A 17,213-nucleotide genomic window follows, 5' to 3' on the forward strand; every position below is an offset into this window, starting at 1 on the left:
TTGTCCACCCTCTGCCGCACCGGCCCTGTTTGTCCAGAGCGACCCGCAAGTTGGATCTGACGTAGCCTCAACTCACTTCTTGGACACCGCCATCTCACTCACCTGCCGGCGCACGGCGTCGGGGGCCTGGTCGCCGGCAAGCAGCGTGACGCCGGGCGGCGGGTCGCCCGGCAGCGCCGCGTCGACCGCGACGAACCGCACCCCCTGGTGCCCGACGGACAGCGCGGGGGCGGCCTGCCCGAAGGGCCGGCCCACCGTGACGATCAGGTCGCACCGCTGGCTGAGCAGTCCCGCCAGGTACGGCCGCGCCTGCTCGGCGTCGGTGGCGGGCATGATCAGCTGCTGGACGTTGCGCTGCTGCTGCCCCGTCCCGGCCGCCGCCTGCATCGCGCTCCACACCCCGGTGACCGTCGCCCCGGCGGCGGCCGTCGCGCTGTCCGCCGCCAGGCAGGCGGTGCCCCGCCCGGAGACGTCGTTGGCGACCACCTTCGCGGGGCGCACCGGGGCATGTCCCGAGCCGCCCAGCAGCAGCACCGCTCCGGCCGCCGCGGCGGCCGCCAGGCCGCCGACCACCGCGACGGCCACCCGGGTGCGGCCCCGCACTAGGCCTCCCGCCAGCTGAGGTAGCGCTGGCTCGGGCGGCCCCAGAGCGAGAGGTCGCTGAGCGGACACTCGTCGAACTCGCCGGCCAGTAGCCCGATCAGGAAGTCGACCATGCCGACTTTGAACACCAGCCACTGCTGTTCGAAGTCGCTCCACACGGCGACCGGCCAGTTGTCCGGGTCCGGATCGGTGGTGATCCAGCAGAGCGTGTCGGCGCTGTCGCTGTGGCCCCAACCGAGCAGCGCCGACTCGTCGGTGACGTCCGCCGGCAGTCCGCTGCGGACCCGGGCGAAGGTGAACCGCGCCTCGCCGGTCTCCTCGACCACGTCGATCGGCGGCTCACCCGGGCCACTGGTCGAGACCGGGATCGCCACGCCCAGGTGGTCGCTGATCGAGCCCGCGCCGTAGACGGCGATGAACTCGCGGTAGTCGCTCGGGAGACGCCGGCCGAGGGCCGCCTCGGCCGCCTCCCAGTCCACGCTGTCCCCACCGCCCGCCGGAGCGGACAGCATGGTCCTGAGTCGGTCCAGACTCATCGGATCACCCTCCTGGTCACGGTGTCGTCCCGGTCGGCACCGGGTCACCGGTCCTGCTGTCGGTCACCGAGCCCAGGTTCTTCCAGCCCTTGCTCTGGCTGTAGATCATGTTGGGCACGGGTTGGTCGAAGTCGATGCCGGGCCTGCCGTCGGCGTACACGCCCTGGGCAATCATCTCGTACGAGACCGGAACGGTACGGTCGCCGTCGTACTTGGGCACCACCCGGTAGTGGACGATCTGGCCCGCGTCGATGGCGGCCTTCACCTTGTCCTCCCAGTAGTTCATGTTCTCCGGGATGATCCCGTACTGCGACTGCTTGACGTAGGTGTTGGCAGACCGCGAGCAGGTGGAGATGTTGCGCAGGTCGGTACCCGAACCGGTCAGCTGGCTGCCGAGCAGGTGACAGGCGTTGATCGCCTGGCTGGAGACCAGCCCGAGCCAGCCGGCGTACCTCTTGGCCCACAGGTACCCGGGCGGTGCGACCTTCTCCACATCGGTTCGGGTGCCCTTGTGATCGGCCAGGTAGGCGCTGTCCAGGCAGGCTTCGACCCCGGTGGCCCGGTCGCCGTTCGCGGGGTCGGTGGCCCCGTAGTCGACCCAGCCCTTGCCGCCCCGCAGGCAGTTCTGGTTCTGCCGCTGGCCGGTCGGCCCCGGGTCACCGGGGTCCGGGCCGGGGATCGGCTTGGGCTCGGGTTCCGGGTCCTCTCCCAACAGGTCGTCGGTGATGGTGATCAGCGCCTCGGCGCCGGCCACCACCAGCGTGGTGCCCTCCGCCGCCGCCCCGACCACGAAGGCCGCGGCGTCCGTCGCACCGGCCACCACCACGGCCGTGCCGACCTGGATGACCGTGTCGGTGAACCAGTCCAGCGGGTCGTGGTGCACCGTCGGACGGGAGTTGGTGGGCGTGATGTCGATCGGCTTGGGCCGCGGGATCGGGATGCCGATCACCGGGTTGCGGTGCTTGTGGTGGCCGCTGCTGTAGTTGCTGCCGCCTCCGCCGCCACCACCGCCGCCACCGCAGCTGCCGGTGTCCTCGCAGCTCGTCGGGCGCGAGGGGGCCCAGTTGTTGCCGGGCCGGTTTCCGTCGCCGCCGCACTGGCGGGTCCAGAAGTGGGTGTCGCAGAACATGTCGTGCGCCGAGTCGCCCTGAACCGGGCAGACCCCGTTGTTGAACCAGCAGTCGTCGCGCCCGGTCGGGTCGGGCATGGCGACCTGCTTGGCCACGTCGAACACCACGTGCGCCGCGATGATGAGGCCGATCACACAGATCGGGCAGTGCCCCGACGGGTCGGTCCGGTCCATCGGGTCGCCGGCGCCGTAACCGAACCGGCCGGCCTGGCTCGACGGGGTCGGGTCGAGTGTCCACGAGTCGCGGGAGGCGAAGCCGCCGCTGCCCGGGCGGTACCAGCGGGCCGCCATGTTGACGTCGCCGGTCGTCGGGTCGGTCCAACCGCTCTGGTAGCCGAGCGAGTTGCCCGCCCCGGAAGAGGCGGTCGGCTTGCCGAAGGGGTCGTAGGCGGCCGAGCCGGCGAGCGTGCTGCCGGCCGGGTCGAGGGTGGCGACCACATCGGAGTGCGAGTCGGTCAGCATCAGGCGCGGGTTGGGCGTGGCGCCCGCGTTCGCGGCCCCGAGGACCGCGCCGCCGGGCAGCCGGCTGTAGCTGGTGGTGCCGTCGGAGACGAGGTTGTTCGAACCGCCGTCGTAGCTGAACACGGCGGACTGGGACTGCGTCACCCGGTCCAGCGAGTCGTAGCTGTAGCCGACGGGGCCTTCCTTGACCATCCGGTCGTACCCGTCGAACTGGACCACCGAGGGCTGGGCACCGCGCGCGGTGGTGCTGCTGAGCGTCCCCCGGCTGGAGTAGGTGTAGCTGTTCGAGCCGTCGTCGAGCAGCTCCCCGCGCTCGTCGTAACTGGCCGCCGTTCCCCCGGCGCTGGTGCGGTTTCCGGCCGCGTCCCAGGTGTACGCCGTGGTCGTGGTCCCGTTGTTCCACCAGGTGAGGCGCCCGGCCAGGTCGTAGCCGTACTGGTTGACGGCGGCCCCGGCGGTTCCGGTGGTGGTCTTGGCGGTGAGCCGGCCCTCGATGTCGTAGCCGTAGCCGATCGAGGCCAGCACGGTCCCGCCCGGGTTCTTGACGGTGTCCGAGGCGAGTCGACCGTTCGTGTCGTAGCCGTAGCTGCGGCTGGAGCCGCCGACGCCGTACTGCTCGGTCTGCACCCGCCCGGCGCTGTCGTAGCCGAAGCTGACGGTCCGTCCGGTCAGCGGATCGGCCGCGGTCTTCAGCCGGTCCGCCGGGTCGTAGCTGAACGCGGTGGTGCCGGTGGCGTTGGTGCGGGCGGTCAGGTTGCCGTCGCCGTCGTAGCTGTAGGCGGAGCTGCCGCCCGGGCCCGCCGCGGTGAGCAGCTGGCCGCGGTCGTTGTAGGTGTAGGTGTCGGTCCCGGTCGGGGCGCCCACCGAGGTGAGCCTGCCGTCGTTGTCGTAGCCGAGGGTGCGGGTCGGCGTGCTGACCTCGGCGCCGGTGGCGCTCTCCTGGGTCAGCCGGCCGAGCGGGTCGTAGCCGCGCTGGCGCACCACGCCGCCCGGCTCGCTCAGCGCGGTCGCCCGGCCGGCCGCGTCGTAGCTGGTGGTGAAGGTCCCGTCGGCGGGGTTCGGGGCGGTGGCGGTCGGCGGCTCGACCGTGGACTCGGGCAGCCCCAGGGAGTTGTAGGTGTAGTAGACCGGGATGTTCTTGCCGTTGGTGAAGCGGGTGCGGTGGCCGGCCGCGTCGTAGCCGAAGGTGCTGGTGATGGTCTGTCCGGCGGCCACCGGCTCGACCTGCTTGACCAGTCGGCCGGCCGGGTCGAAGGTCAGGCTGGTGGTGTGCAGGGCGGTGTCGGCCTGACTGGCCACCTGGTCGGTGCCACTGGTGGCGCGGCCTTCCAGGTCGAAGCCCGCGTAGCTGGTACCGCTGACGGCGCCCGAGGTGTCCAGCGTGCTGGTGCTGACGGTGTTTCCGAGCGCGTCGTAGCCGAAGGTGCCGGCGGTGCCGTCGGGCCGGGTCACCTTGGCCGGGCGGCCGAGGCCGTCGAAGTCGGTGCGGGTGGTTCGGCCGGACGGGTCGGTGCTGCTGGTCAGTTGGCCGATCGCGTTGTACGTGGCCCTGGTGGTGCCGCCGTTCGGCTGGGTGGAGCTGATCTGGTTGCCCGCGTCGTCCCAGCCGAAGGTGGTGGTGAGGGCGGTCGGGGTCGGGAAGCGCTCGATCTGGGTGGCGGTGATCCGGCGGCCGGAGTCGTCGTAGGTCGCCTCGGTGCGTTGGCCGGTGGGACTGGTGGTGGCGAGCAGTTCGCCGTCCAGGTCGTAGGAGTTGAGCCACTTCGGGGTGCTGCCGTTGACGGCCGGCAGGTCCTGCTCGACCTGGCGGCCCAGCTGGTCGTACTGGTAGCCGACCGTCAGCTTGAGGCCGCCGGGGTCGACGGTGGTGCTGGTGAGCCGGCCGAGCACGTCGTAGGCCGAGTTGGTGGTCGGGGTGAGGCTCGCCCCGGTGCGCGGGTCGGTGTAGGCGGTGCCGGTGGTGGCGATCCGCTGGCCGGCCGCGTCGTAGGTGGTCGTGGTGGTGTTGCCGAGCGGGTCCCTGCTGGTGGTGCGCTCGTCGAAGGTGTCGTAGCCGGTGCTGAGGATGGGCCGCACGGCCGTGGGCGTGCTGCCCCGGCTGGTCGGGTCGTAGCTCTCGGCGGTCACCAGCGGCCCGGTGCTGACGGTGGGGCGGCCGAGCGCGTCGTAGGCCTGGCTGCTCGTGTAGGAGGTCGGGTCGGCGCCGGCCGCGTTGCCGTTCGGGGTGATGGTGCCGGTCCGCCGGCCGAGCTGGTCGTAGGTGTACTTGGTGACCTCGTCGGCGGTGCCGCCCTTGACCGTCTGGGTCAGTACCGCGCCGGCCGCGTTGTAGGTGTACTCGGTCCGCTGGCTCGCGCCGCCGCCGGTCAGCACGTCCGCGAGGACGCGGTTCTCCGCGTCGTAGCTGTAGCTGTTGGTGCGGTTCAGGCCGCCGGGGTCGACGGTGCTGCTGGTGGTGCGCCCGGCCGCGTCGAAGACCGTGTCGGTGGTGGTGCGGCCGCCGCCGGTGGTCTGCTGGACCAACTGGCCGGCCGGGTCGTAGCTGTCCTGCTCCAGCACGACGGTGCGCTGGGTGCCGTCGGCGTTGCGGAAGCCGTCGAGGTCGACCTCGGCCACCGTGTTGTCGTCGTTGTAGTAGGTGTGGAGGGTGCGGCCCATCGCGTCGGTGACGGTGGCCACCCGGCCGGCCGGGTCGTAGCCGCGGGACACCAGGACCTGGTTGCGCGAGGCGACCGGTTCGGTGGGGCTGCCGGTGAAGTTGCTGATCGCGGTGCGCATCGGCCTGCGCAGCCCGTCGTAGCTGTACGTCCACTTGGTGCCGGCGGCGTCGGTCTTCGAGGTGATGTTGCCGTTGCCGTCGTAGCTGTACGAGGTGCTGCGGCCCAGCGGGTCGGTGGTCTTGGCGACCAGGCTGTTGGTCGTGTTGTAGGTCCAGTTGGTGGTGCGCGGGGCGTCGCCGCCGGTGGTGTCGGCGACCGTCCGGGTGGTGTGCTCGCCGTCCGGGTCGTAGTCGTCGCGGGTCTGCCGGGTGTGCACCACACCGGTGACGGCGTCGGTGGCGGCCGGGTCGGTCTGGGTCAGCAGGTGGCCCTGCCCGTCCCAGCCGTAGCTCGCGGTGGTGCTGGTCAGCCCCGGTCCGCAGTCCGCGCAGTTGACCGTCTTGCCGGTCATCCGGCCGAGGTTGTCGTAGCTGTAGCTGGTGGACAGGCCGGTGGGTGAGACCGCCTTGGTCAGGTTTCCGGCCCGGTCGTAACTCGCGGTCGCACTGCTGCCGCCGAGCCCGGTGGTGGTGGCCACCAGGGCGCTCGGCTGGGTGCCGGCGCTGCCCACGGCCGGCTCACTGCCGGTGGTGTAACTGACCGACGTGGTGCGGCCGTTGGGGAAGTCCGGGGTGGCCGGCAGGGTGGTGGTGAGCAGGTCGCCGGCGCTGTTGTAGGTGTACGCGGTCGCGTAGCCGGCGTCGTCCGGCCCGGCGGAGCGGGCATCGGCCTTCGTCAGCAGATGGCCGTTCTGCGGGTTGAACGGGTTGACGGCGTCCAGGTAGTAGGAGGCGTAGCCGGTGTGGCAGACCGCCGCCGTACTGCAGGTGGTGGTGGAGACGGTGTTGCCGCGGTCGTCGTGGCCGGTGGTGACGGTGTGTCCGTCGGGGTCGGTGGTGCTGTAGAGGAAGCCGTGCGAGTCGTAGCTGTAGCGGGTGGTGCCGCCGGTGGCGTCGACGGTCGCGGTGAGCCGGCCGGACCGGGTGTCCCAGCGCCAGCTGTCGGTGTGGCCGAGCGGGTCGTTGACGGAGGCGTAGGTGATCTTGGTCGGCTGGGTGGCGTTGCCCATCGCCTTGTAGTGCGCGGTCACCGCGTCGGCGCCCAGCCGGACCGGGTAGGCGGCCACCTCGGCGATCGAACCGGTGAACCGGCCGTCCGTGCTGGTGGGGTGGTTGGGCCAGCCGCCGTCGGCCGTTCCCGCGCCGACGTAGACGTAGGCGGCGCCGTTGTAGAACATCGGCGAGGTCGGCTTGCCGGTGGCGGCCTGGGCCCCGTCCAGGTAGAGGGTCTGGCCCGAGTTGTCGCCGGTCAGCACCACGTGGTGCCAGGCGTTGTCGTTGACGGTCTTGCCGGACACCAGCGCGTTGGCGGCGTCACCGGTCCAGAAGGTGCCGTACATCTTGCCGTCGGTGCCCACGTAGAGCGCCGGGTTCCACTGGTCGGTGCCGCCGGTGTGCGCGGCACCCAGCGGGAAGGACTGGTAGCCGTAGAGCACCCCGGCCGCAGCCGTCTTGAACCACAGCTCGACGCTGTGCGGACCGTTGACCACCGAGGCGCCGGAGGGCAGTTGGAGCGAGGAACTGGTGCCGTTGAAGGTGGCGGCGGTGCCGTCGGAGTTGCCGGACGGCCCGGCGGTGCCCAGCGTGACGCCGGTGTAGGTGCCGTGGTCCTGGTTGGGCAGCGCGGAGCCGAGCGCGTCCTGGGCGATCGGGGAGCCGACCGGCTCGTCGAGCCGCCACAGCGCGGACGGGTTGGCCAGCGTGACGCTGCTGCGGTACGCGGCGGACTGCGAGCCCGCCTCCCCGCCCGCCACCGTGGCCGCGCTGTAGTGCTGCGCCACCGTGCTGTTGGACATCGCGTACGGGTAGTACGCGAAGTCGGCGAGCGAGCCGTTGAAGTGGCCGCTGACGTCGGTCGGCGCGTTCGGCGAACCGTCGGCGGTTCCGGCGCCCAGGTAGGCGTAGGAGTCCCCGCACCACCTGGTGCTGCCGGTCACCGGGTTGCCGCTCGGCTGGCCGTCGACGAAGAGCTGCTGCGAGGTGGTGCCGCTGGAGCTGCTGACCACCAGGGTGGCCAGGTGCCAGACGTTGTCGTTGACGGCCTTCGCGGAGACGGCGGTGTTGGCGGTGTTGCCGTTCCAGATCTGGCCGTGCAGCATGCCGTCGGTCCCGACGTACAGCGCCGGGTTCCACCAGTCCGGGCCGCCGTGCGCGGCGCCCAGCGGGAACGACTGGTAGCCGTACAGGGTGCCGGCGCTCGCGGTCTTGAACCAGACCTCGACGCTGGCGGTGTTGCCGGTGCGCGGAACCGCCGTGCCGGGCAGCGAGACCAGCGAGGTGGTGCCGTTGAAGGAGGCCGCGGTGGTGCCGCCGGTCGCGTACGGGCCGGCGGCGCCGAGTGTGACGTTCTGGTAGCTGCCCTGGTTCTGGGCCAGCGCGGCCGAGGTCAGCAGCTCGCCGGCAACGTTGCCGCCGGGGTCGGCGAGACGCCAGTAGCCGGTCGGGCGGGCGTCGACCACGGCGGCGTCGTACGCGGCCGCGCCGTTGGTGGTGGCCGCCTTGTACAGGTCCGGGATCCGGGTGCCGTAGCCCAGGCCGTGGGCGAAGGCGGCGACGTCGGCGATCTGGCCGGTGAAGTGTCCGGACGGGTCGCTCGGCGAGTTCGGCCAGCCCGAGCCGACCGAGCCCGCGCCGATGTACACGTGCGCGTCGCCGTTGAAGAGGATCTTGGCGTTGAGCGGGCCGGCCGTCGCCGCGCCGTCCAGGTAGAGGGTCTGGGCGGAGTCGCTGTCGGCGGAGAGCACCGCGAAGTGCCAGTTGTTGTCGGTCACGGTGGCGCTGGACACCAGGGTGGCGGCGGCCGAACCGGTCCAGAACTGACCGTGCAGCTTGTTGTCGGTGCCGACGTACAGCGCCGGGTTCGAGTCCGCGCCGGCCGGGCGGGTGCCGCCGACCGGGTAGGACTGGTAGCCGACCAGCACTCCGGCGGTGGAGGTCTTGAACCACAGTGCGAGCGCACCCGGGCCGCTGGTCGGCGCGTACGCCGCCGGGATCTCGGCCCAGGAGGTGCTGCCGTCGAAGCTCGCCGCCCCGGCCGAGCCGGTCATCGGGCCGGCCGCGCCGAGCGCGACGTTGGAGTAGCTGCCGTTGTTCGGGGTCGGCCGGGCCACCGTGATCGTGTTGGTGGCCTGGCTGGCCGCACCCTCGGACAGCCGCCAGTAGCCGGACGGGCGGGAGCCGAGCACCGCGCTGCGGTACTCCTGCTCGGAACCGGAGACGGTCGGCGCGCTGAGGTCCCAGACACCGCCGTTGGCGTCGGTGATGTGCGCGGCGCGGTCGGCGACCGCGTCGTAGACCACGGCGAGCTTGGTCTTGCCCAGCGGGGTGGTCATCCCGGTCAGCTCGGTCGCGGCGTTGTGCCCGGCCGCCCACAGCGCGGTGACCGCGGGCGCGCCCAGGCTGCGCGGGTAGAGCGCGACCTCGGCCAGCTGGCCGTTGAAGTGGTTGTTGCCGTCGCTGCCCGCCGCCGGCGGGACCGGCCACGGGATGCCGCGGGTGAACCCGGCACCCAGGTAGGTGTAGTCGGTGTCCAGGTGGTCGATCGCGCCGGCGACGGAGCCGACCAGGTTGCCGTCCAGGTAGAGGCTCTGGGTGTCACCCGCGCCGGACAGCACCGCGAAGTGCCAGTTGCCGTCGGTCACCGTCCCGGTGGTGGTGATCGGGTTGAACCCGATCGCCGGGCCGTAGAACTCGCCGCGCAGCTTGCCGTCGGTGCCGATGTAGAGCGGTGAGGAGGCGTGCGAGGGGGTGCCGGACAGGGCGGTGTTCTGGTACCCCACCAGGACGCCGGGCGCGGTGGTCCTGAACCACAGGCCGACCGCCAGGTAGCTGTTGCGCAGCGCCGCGTTCGGCAGCGCGACCGAGGAGGTGCTGCCGTCGAAGCCGGCCGCCTTGGTCGCCGAGCCGGTCAGCGGACCGGCCGAAGCGGCCAGGCTGACGCCGGTGTACGTCCCGTTGTCGACGCCCTGATTGGCCGTCACCTCGCTCTTCGCGCTGGTCCCGGTGGTGTCGCCGAGCCGCCAGTAGGAGCTGGGCCCGGCGTCCAGCACCGCCGAGCGCAGGTGCGAGCCGGGGGTGTAGGAGTACTTGGTGCAGGGGCGGGTGGTGGCCGTGCCGGCCGGCGGCGTGCACACCTGGGCGAGCTGGTCGACGTTGGTCGTGTCGTAGCTGTAGGTCCAACTCAGCGCGGTGCTCTGGTCGGTGCCGGTGACCGGGTCGGTGGTGACGGCGGCGACGTGCCGACCGTCGGCGGTCCAGGTCAGGTGCAGCGCGCGCCCGGACGCCTGGTCGGTGACGGTGTCCAGCTTGCCGCCGGTGTAGTGCAGCAGCTGACTGTGCTGGTCCCGGTCGGTGATCTGGGTGAGCAGGTAGCCGCCGCCGCTGGTCGGCTGGCCGAACCGGTAGACGGTGCCGGTGGTGTCGGCGAGGATCCAGCCGCCGGCCCCGGCGTCGGTGGCCAGGGTCTCGTACTCGCCGGACGGCGAGGTGTAGAAGGCCATGCCGGTGACGGTCCGGGACGGTCCGGACCAGGCTCCGGCGCTGTGGTAGAGGTACTGCACGCCGGTGGACTTCTCGACGGCGAGCAGGTCGGTGCCGCCGCTGTCGCCGGGCAGACCGTTGACCACGGCCAGGTCGCGCATGGTGGTCCAGTTGGTGCCGATCTGCACCGGGCTGGCCAGGGTGGAGGTGCCGAGGGTCGCGTTGCCGGTGCCCAGGTACTCCAACAGCCTGCCGGTGGCGGCCTCGACGCAGACCACGTCGCCCTTGCCGTCGTGGTTGAAGTCGCCGGCCACCAGCTCGGACATGGCGTTCCAGCCCCAGCCCAGCGAGACCCGGGCGTCCAACGTGCCGTCGGCCTTGATCGGGTAGGCGTAGAGGTTGCCGCTGGACTTCTCGACGCCCAGCAGGTCCTTGCGCCCGTCGGTGGCGAGCGGGGCGGAGACCGACAGGTTGGCCATGCCGTTCCAGTCGGAGTTCCCGATGGTGATCGGCGTGCCGAAGCCGCCGCCCGCCTTGCCCGGGTAGAGGCGCAGGCTGCCGTCGCCGGTCACCACGCCGATCAGGTCGCCGATGCCGTCACCGGTCACGTCGCCGCCGGTGATCTGCGAGATGCCGTTCCAGCCGTCGCCCAGCCACTTGCGCTTGGCCTGCGAGAAGTCGGGTCCCGGGTAGAGCCAGAGCTTGCCGGTGCTGGAGTCCACGGCGACCGCGTCGTCGATGCCGTCGCCGGTCTGGTCGCCGATGCCGGCCAGCTGGGTGAGCTGGAAGTCGTTGCGCCCGAAGCGCTCGGTGCGTCCGCCGGCGGTGGTCAGCACCACCGAGCCGGTGGTGTCCGCGTCCGGCAGCACCTGCATGTCGTACGCCGAGGACCAGCCGGCACCGAACAGCGTCGAGCTGCGCGGGTCCAGCGAGTTGTAGGAGCGGGCCACCTCGAGGGCCGGGCCGACCGCCTTGACCGAGGCGTCGGTCACCGCGGTGGTGTAGTTGCCGACCTGCGCGTCGAAGGAGCGGCTGGAGCCGTTGGCGGCCGTGCCGCTCAGCCGCGAGGTGATCAGCGGCTGCTGGACGGCGGTGGTGAAGGGCGCCGGGGTGGACCACTGGCTGGACGCCTGGCCGTCGAAGACCCGGGCGGAGTAGGTGTACGAGCTGTTCCAGGCCAGCGCGCCCGTCGGCACGGCCCAGGAGGAGGTGCTCACCCAGCCGGAGTCGGCCACCGTGGCACCGCCGGAGTAGACCTGGAACTGGTACTGCAGGCCGCTGCCCGGGTAGTTGTCCGGGTCGTGGCCGGTCGCGTAGAGCTGCGGGGAGAGCACCCCGACCACGGTGTCGGCCAGTGGCTCCACGGTGTCCAGCTGCGGCGGCACGTTGTTGGCGGCCACCCAGGTGCAGGTGCCGAACGGGACGCCGTAGGAGTCGTGCAGCGAGGTGGTGCCGCCGACGTAGCCGTCCCAGCAGAGGATGAAGGAACGGCCCACCGGCAGCGGGGGTATGACGCCGTTGACGGTCACCTGGTCACCGGTGCGCACCAGCCCGGAGACCCCGGTGAGCGGGGCGTTGAAGTTCTGCTCGGCCCAGTTCCCGTCGAAGATCCGGGCCTTGAGCTGCATGCTGTTGGAGTTCCACCAGTTCGCCGCCAGGTTGGTCATCGTCACCTGCTGCGAGCCGGCCGTGTTGGCGGTGGGCGGGTTGTAGTTCCCCGGCACCGAGTAGGCGGCAGCCCAGTCGCTGTAGACGATCGACAGGTAGGGCGGGTAGGCGGTGTTGACGCTGGAGAACTTCTTCCAGTAGTACGAGTTCCACGGGTCGGTGTGCACCGCCAGGCCGTAGTTCCAGCCGCCGTGTGCCCAGCTCTCGACCAGCTGCGAGCCCGGATCGCTGTGCGACTGGCCGAGGTTGACCCAGTCCCAGGCCGCCCCGCCGCAGGTGTCGCCGTGCGACCAGGCCCGGTCGCCCAGTTGCTGGCCGATGTCCACCCCGGGGAAGGTGTTGATCGAGTGCGGGTCCCAGGCCGTGTTGATCTGACTGACCGTCACATCGTGCGGTGAGCACTCGTAGGAGTGGAAGTTGTTGAGGTTGAGCGAGACGGCCTCGATGTAGTTCAGGCCGATGTTGGCGACGGCCGGGAAGTACAGGTACGTGTTGGCCAGGTGCGAACCGCCGTCGTACGTACCCATCTTCAGCTGGGAGTCCGAGGAGTAGTTGGAGTGGTCGGTGTTCACCACGTAGGTGGACTGGCCGACGTTGACGCTGGTCGTGGTCGTCGGGTCGACCTTGACGGGGTAGACCCGCGCCTTGTCGTGCAGCCAGTCGGCGTCCAGGTTCATCCGCAGCACCTGGGTGCTGCCCTCGGTGAGCAGTTGGTAGCTCACACCGCTGCTGTAGACCCCGTCGCCGGAGGCCGGGTCGATCTTCGAGTCCTCCATGAAGCCGGCCGGTATGGAGAGCCGGACGGTTCCCTGCTCGTCGCGGAACTGCACCTGGCCGCCGGTGCCCAGGGACGCGGTCAGGCCGCTCGTGCTCAGCGGGAAGTCCCAGCTGGTCGGGGCGTTGGCGTCGTGCAGGACCAGCGACTCCTTGATGCCCTGGGCCATGCCGTTGTAGACCACGTCGGCGCCCGGCCGGGCGCCCGGGTAGCTGAGCTGCTCGCCCGCGGCGGCGCCGGCAACGCCCGACGCGCCGCGCAGGCCGTACGACACCTGGTGGCCGGCGTCCAGGGTCCAGCTGACCAGCTTCGGATCGTCCGCCCGGCCCGCGAAGCTCGCCTGCCGGCTGTTGGCCGCCTCGGTCCAGCGGCCCGAACTGTCCTGCGCGAGCGTGGTGTCGATGTCGGCCCAGCTGCCGTCGGCCGCCTTGAAGTGCACCGGGCGCGGGTAGACCCGGACGGTCCTGGTGCCGTCCGGGTTGACGAAGACGGAGGCGCTGTCGGTGCGCTTGCTGACGTCCTCGACGCCCTCGGCCGCCGGCCCGGGCACGATGGTGGCGGGCTTGCCGCCCTCCTGGCCCTTCTTGCCGTCGTCGACCGCCCGGCCGCCGTCCCGGACGTCCTTGCCGCTCTCGTTCTTGGCGGTGCGCGGCTTCGGCTGGAGGCTCTGCGGAGGCGTGGCCGCCCGGCCCGCGACCGGCGCGGGCGGTCCGTCGGAGCCGCGGGTCGCTCCCGCGCCGCCCGTGCCCTTGGCCGCGGGCAGCTCGCCGGCGCCCGGCCGGTGCGAGGTGTCGTTCGACCGGCCGTCCCGGTCCGTCGCGCCGGCCGGCACCGAGCCCGGCTTCCCGTCCGCGCCGCCGGACAGCTGACCGGGCGTCACCGGCTTCGCACCGGATCCCACGGCCGCCGCCGCCAGCTTCGCGGTGAACGCCGCCGCGTCCACGGTGGCGAAGGCGAACAGCACACCGAGCCCGGTCAGAACCGCGACAATCCGCCGCAGCCAGGCCTTTCGGGCAGGCGAGAGAAGAGAGTGGGGCACGACCGTTCCTCCACGGATTGCTCATGCCCAAGACCCGCACGGCGATGGGCGGCCCCATTCATACCTGTCGTCCGAGTGAGTGGTACAGCACTTATTTCGGACAGCGGTTCGAATTCATCAGGGTCTGCGAAGGATGCCCGAATTGATCATAGGAATTTTTTCATCTTCTTGACCAGGAAGAGGTCCTGACGGATCATCATTCAGCCAGTCCAGTAGGAGTTCGGCCGATTTCCTCTCCTGTCGTTCACAGCTCGACCATGGCTTCGCCCCATCAGTGACACCGGCTCACCGACCGTGCCTGACGTAACTGCGCACCGCGAGCGGGCCGCAGACCGCCAGCAGCAGCACCGACCAGCCCAGCGCCGTCGGCCGGATCCGGTCGGCCGCGCCGCGGTCCAGGTCGCGGGCGGAGCCGACCATGGTCGGCATGATCCCGTTGACGGCGACCATGGCGAGCAAGCCGGGCAGCAGGAACTCCCGGTAGTTCCCGGGGACGTTCATCGCGCTGCCGAAGACGTAGCCGAAGACCACCACCATCAGCACCGGCACCGCCAGCGAGGCGGCGACCAGGCCGGGGGCGTGGCGGTAGTGCAGCAGGATCCGACGGGCCGAGGTGAGTGCGTCGTTCATCAGGCCGCCACCTGCTCCGCGGCGCCGGCCGTCAGCGCGAGGAAGACGTCGTCCAGCGTGGGTGTGCGCAGGGCGACGTCCCGGGCGGCCACCCCGGCTGCGTCCAACTCCCGGACCAGGTGCGGCAGCGAGGTCTCCCGGCCGGGCCGGGAGACGGCGACGACCAGCAGCCGGTGCGGGTCGGTCTGCGGCTCGCCACCGGTCAACCGGGCCACCACCCGGGCGGCTTCCGGCAGTTCGGCCACGCTGCCGACGGCCACCTCGACCCGGGCGCCGATCGAGGCCTTGAGTCGGTCCGGTGGGCCGTCGGCGATCGCCCGGCCCTGGCCGATCACCAGCACGTGGTCGGCCAGCCGGTCGGCCTCGTCCAGGTACTGCGTGGTGAGCAGCACGGTGCTGCCGGTGTCGGTCAACTCCCGCACGGCGTCCCAGATCTCACCGCGACTGCGGGGGTCCAGGCCGGTGGTCGGCTCGTCCAGGAAGAGCACCGGTGGCCGGGTGACCAGACAGGCGACCAGGTCCAGTCGGCGGCGCAGGCCACCGGACTAGCTGCGCACCAGGCGGTCGGCGACCTCGGCCAGGCCGAAGCGCTCCAGCAGTTCGGCGCTGCGGCGGCGGGCCTCGCGGGCGCCGAGGCGGTGGAAGCGGCCGACCAGGTGGAGGTTGTCGCGTCCGGTGATCCTCGAGCCCTGACGGACGACCGGCAGCCCGGCCCGGCACCCGCTCACGCGGGGCCCAGTCACGCGGCGCCCGCTCACGCGGGGCCCCCTCACGCGGGGCTCCCTCACGCGGGGGCTCGGTCACGCCACCCGCGCGATCCCCGCCCGCAGCACCCGCCGCACCTCGTCCGCGCGACGCCGGCGCCAGCGCCAGGTCTGCGAGACCGCACGCCCGTACCTGCGGTTCGCCAGATCCCGCAGCAGCTCCACCGAGACGCCGAACTCGGGCAGCACCGCGAGCGCCTGACTCTTCGTCAGCAGCTCCCCGGTGCGCAGCGTCACCGAGGCCCGGGCCAGCGTGAAGAGGCCGACGTCCACCCAGTCGTCGCGCAGCCAGCGCCGCCACCGCGCGGTGGCCGGCATCCAGAACTCGCGCAGGTCGGCCCGGATCGCCTGGGCCAACTCCTCGTCGCTGACCGGCGGAACCAACTCCCCCGGCGGCGGCCCGAAGAAGGTCCGCCCGCCCAGCGCGAGTTCGCGACGGGTCACCACCGAGACCGGCCGGGTGAACAACTCCCGGTGAGCCCATGTGAGATGGCGTTCAGCGGGGTCGCCAAGACGCCCCTGGACCAGGTACGAGCAGTGCAGCTTCCGGGCCAGCGGTGCGGTGTCCTCCAGCGTGCGGTGCAAGGCAGTCAGTGCGGCCTGCTCGCCGGGATCGAGGGCGCGCTCGATCACCGCCAGCAAGTCCAGGTCGCTGCGCCCCGGTTGGTAGTCACCCAGGGCCAGCGAGCCGTGCGCCCAGACCGCCAGCAGCGGCACGCTCCGCCGCAGCTCGGCCACGAACCGCGCCACCACCTGCTCAGTCGCGTCCATGCCCCCATCCCTACCGCGTCCGGGGCCGCCCGAATCCCTCCCCCGGGTCATTGGCGCAGCCCGGAAGGCTCCCGTCAGCTCGTCCGGCGCAGCAACGCCAGGTACATCGCGTCCGTGCCGTGCAGGTGCGGCCAGAGCTGCACGTCCGGCCCCTCGCCCAACGCCGGCACGCCGGGTAGCAGCGGCCGGGCGTCCACCCACGCCACGCTGCCCGCCCTCTCCCGCAGCACGTCGTCCACCACCGCGCGGGTCTCCGCCAGGTGCGGCGAGCAGGTCGCGTAGCCGACCACGCCGCCCACCCGGACCGAGTCCAGCGCCGAGCGGAGCAGGTCGCGCTGCAGCGGCCCGAAGCCCGCGACATCCTCGGGACGGCGGCGCCAGCGCGCCTCGGGCCGGCGGCGCAGCGCGCCGAGACCGGAGCACGGCACGTCCACCAGCACCCGGTCGAAGCTGCCTGGCCGCCAGGCCGGCTTGGTCCCGTCGGCGGTGATCACGGTGTACGGGCCGGGGTTGCCGTCCAACGCGCGCGCCACCAGCCGGGCCCGGTGCGGCTGCCGCTCCGAGGCGACCAGCGCGGCGCCCCGCTCGGCGGCCAGCGCGCCGAGCAGCGCGGCCTTGCCGCCCGGGCCGGCGCAGCCGTCCAGCCAGACCCGGTCGGGACCGTCCAACGGCGCGGCGGCCAGCGCGAGCGCGACCAGTTGGCTGCCCTCGTCCTGCACGCCGGCCTGGTTCTGCTGAATCGCCGTCACCCCGGCCGGGTCGCCGCCCTCGGCCAGCCGCACCGCGTACGGCGACCAGCGGCCCGGCGTGCTCTCCGGCAGCGCCTCGGCCAGTTCCGTCACGGCGATCCGCCCGGGCCGGGCCACCAGGGTGACCTCCGGGCGCTCGTTGTCCGCGCGCAGCAGCTCCTCGATCGCGGCCCGCCCGGCCGAGCCGGGCTGCCAGCGGCCCAGCGCGTCCCAGAGCGCGGCGACCACCCAGCGCGGGTGCGAGTGGACGACCGCCAGGTGGTCCTCGGCGTCCTGCTCGTAGGGCGGCGCGACCTGGGCGATCCAGGCGTCGAAGTCCTGCGCGCTGATCCGGCGCAGCACGGCGTTGACGAACTTGGCCCGCCCGTCGCCGAGCACCACCCGGGCCAGTTCCACGGTGGCCGAGACGGCCGCGTGGCTGGGGATCCGGGTGGCCAGCAGCTGGTGCGCGCCGAGCGAGAGCACGTCCAGCACCGGCGGGTCCACCTCGCGCAGCGGCCGGTCGATGCAGGCGGCGATGATCGCGTCGTAGCTGCCCTGCTGGCGCAGCGTGCCGTAGACCAGCTCGGTGGCGAGCGCGGCGTCGCGCCGGTCCATGCCCTGCTTCTGCTCGGCCTCGCGCAGCAGCGAGGGCAGGATCAGGTTGGCGTAGGCGTCGCGCTCGTCGACGGCGCGCAGTGCGCGGAAGGCGACGATCCGCGCCGGGTCCTTCTTCGGCCGGCGGTGCGGACGGGGGGCGCGCTTGGCGGGGGTGGTGCTCATCGGGAGGTCCTCAAGGTGCTACGGAAGT

The 17,213-nt window shown here is 72.2% G+C and carries 8 protein-coding genes; all 8 read right to left on the reverse strand.

Features of this window, described 5'->3' with window-relative positions; all coding sequences use genetic code 11:
* Positions 1 to 72 precede the first annotated feature (72 nt).
* The 8 genes from BR98_RS05700 to BR98_RS05730 all read right to left on the reverse strand — a co-directional run bounded on the left by BR98_RS05700 (position 73) and on the right by BR98_RS05730 (position 17,185).
* Positions 73 to 603 carry a type 1 periplasmic-binding domain-containing protein gene (locus BR98_RS05700; RefSeq protein ID WP_035840755.1) on the reverse strand — a complete coding sequence of 177 codons (531 nt, stop codon included), beginning with the start codon at positions 601 to 603 and terminating at the stop codon, positions 73 to 75.
* Positions 603 to 1,139 carry an SMI1/KNR4 family protein gene (locus BR98_RS05705; RefSeq protein WP_051969346.1) on the reverse strand — a complete coding sequence of 179 codons (537 nt, stop codon included), beginning with the start codon at positions 1,137 to 1,139 and terminating at the stop codon, positions 603 to 605. The genes BR98_RS05700 and BR98_RS05705 overlap by 1 nt, the downstream gene beginning before the upstream one ends.
* Positions 1,140 to 1,155: 16 nt before the next feature.
* The gene (locus BR98_RS05710; protein WP_157537423.1) at positions 1,156 to 13,509 is read right to left on the reverse strand and encodes a LamG-like jellyroll fold domain-containing protein; all 12,354 of its coding nucleotides are present in this window, start codon (positions 13,507 to 13,509) and stop codon (positions 1,156 to 1,158) included.
* Between the two features lie 285 nt (positions 13,510 to 13,794).
* Positions 13,795 to 14,139 carry an ABC transporter permease gene (locus tag BR98_RS42480; RefSeq protein WP_051969347.1) on the reverse strand — a complete coding sequence of 115 codons (345 nt, stop codon included), beginning with the start codon at positions 14,137 to 14,139 and terminating at the stop codon, positions 13,795 to 13,797.
* On the reverse strand, positions 14,139 to 14,675 hold the full coding sequence (locus BR98_RS40900) for an AAA family ATPase (protein WP_324606666.1): 537 nt from the start codon (positions 14,673 to 14,675) through the stop codon (positions 14,139 to 14,141). The genes BR98_RS42480 and BR98_RS40900 overlap by 1 nt, the downstream gene beginning before the upstream one ends.
* 9 nt (positions 14,676 to 14,684) lie before the next feature.
* Positions 14,685 to 14,882 carry a hypothetical protein gene (locus BR98_RS40905; protein WP_232247252.1) on the reverse strand — a complete coding sequence of 66 codons (198 nt, stop codon included), beginning with the start codon at positions 14,880 to 14,882 and terminating at the stop codon, positions 14,685 to 14,687.
* A gap of 57 nt (positions 14,883 to 14,939) precedes the next feature.
* The gene (locus tag BR98_RS05725) at positions 14,940 to 15,674 is read right to left on the reverse strand and encodes a nucleotidyltransferase domain-containing protein (protein WP_035840761.1); all 735 of its coding nucleotides are present in this window, start codon (positions 15,672 to 15,674) and stop codon (positions 14,940 to 14,942) included.
* Between the two features lie 74 nt (positions 15,675 to 15,748).
* Positions 15,749 to 17,185 carry an RsmB/NOP family class I SAM-dependent RNA methyltransferase gene (locus BR98_RS05730; RefSeq protein WP_035840763.1) on the reverse strand — a complete coding sequence of 479 codons (1,437 nt, stop codon included), beginning with the start codon at positions 17,183 to 17,185 and terminating at the stop codon, positions 15,749 to 15,751.
* Positions 17,186 to 17,213 lie beyond the last annotated feature (28 nt).

Source organism: Kitasatospora azatica KCTC 9699, assembly GCF_000744785.1.
GTDB classification, from domain to species: Bacteria; Actinomycetota; Actinomycetes; order Streptomycetales; family Streptomycetaceae; genus Kitasatospora; species Kitasatospora azatica.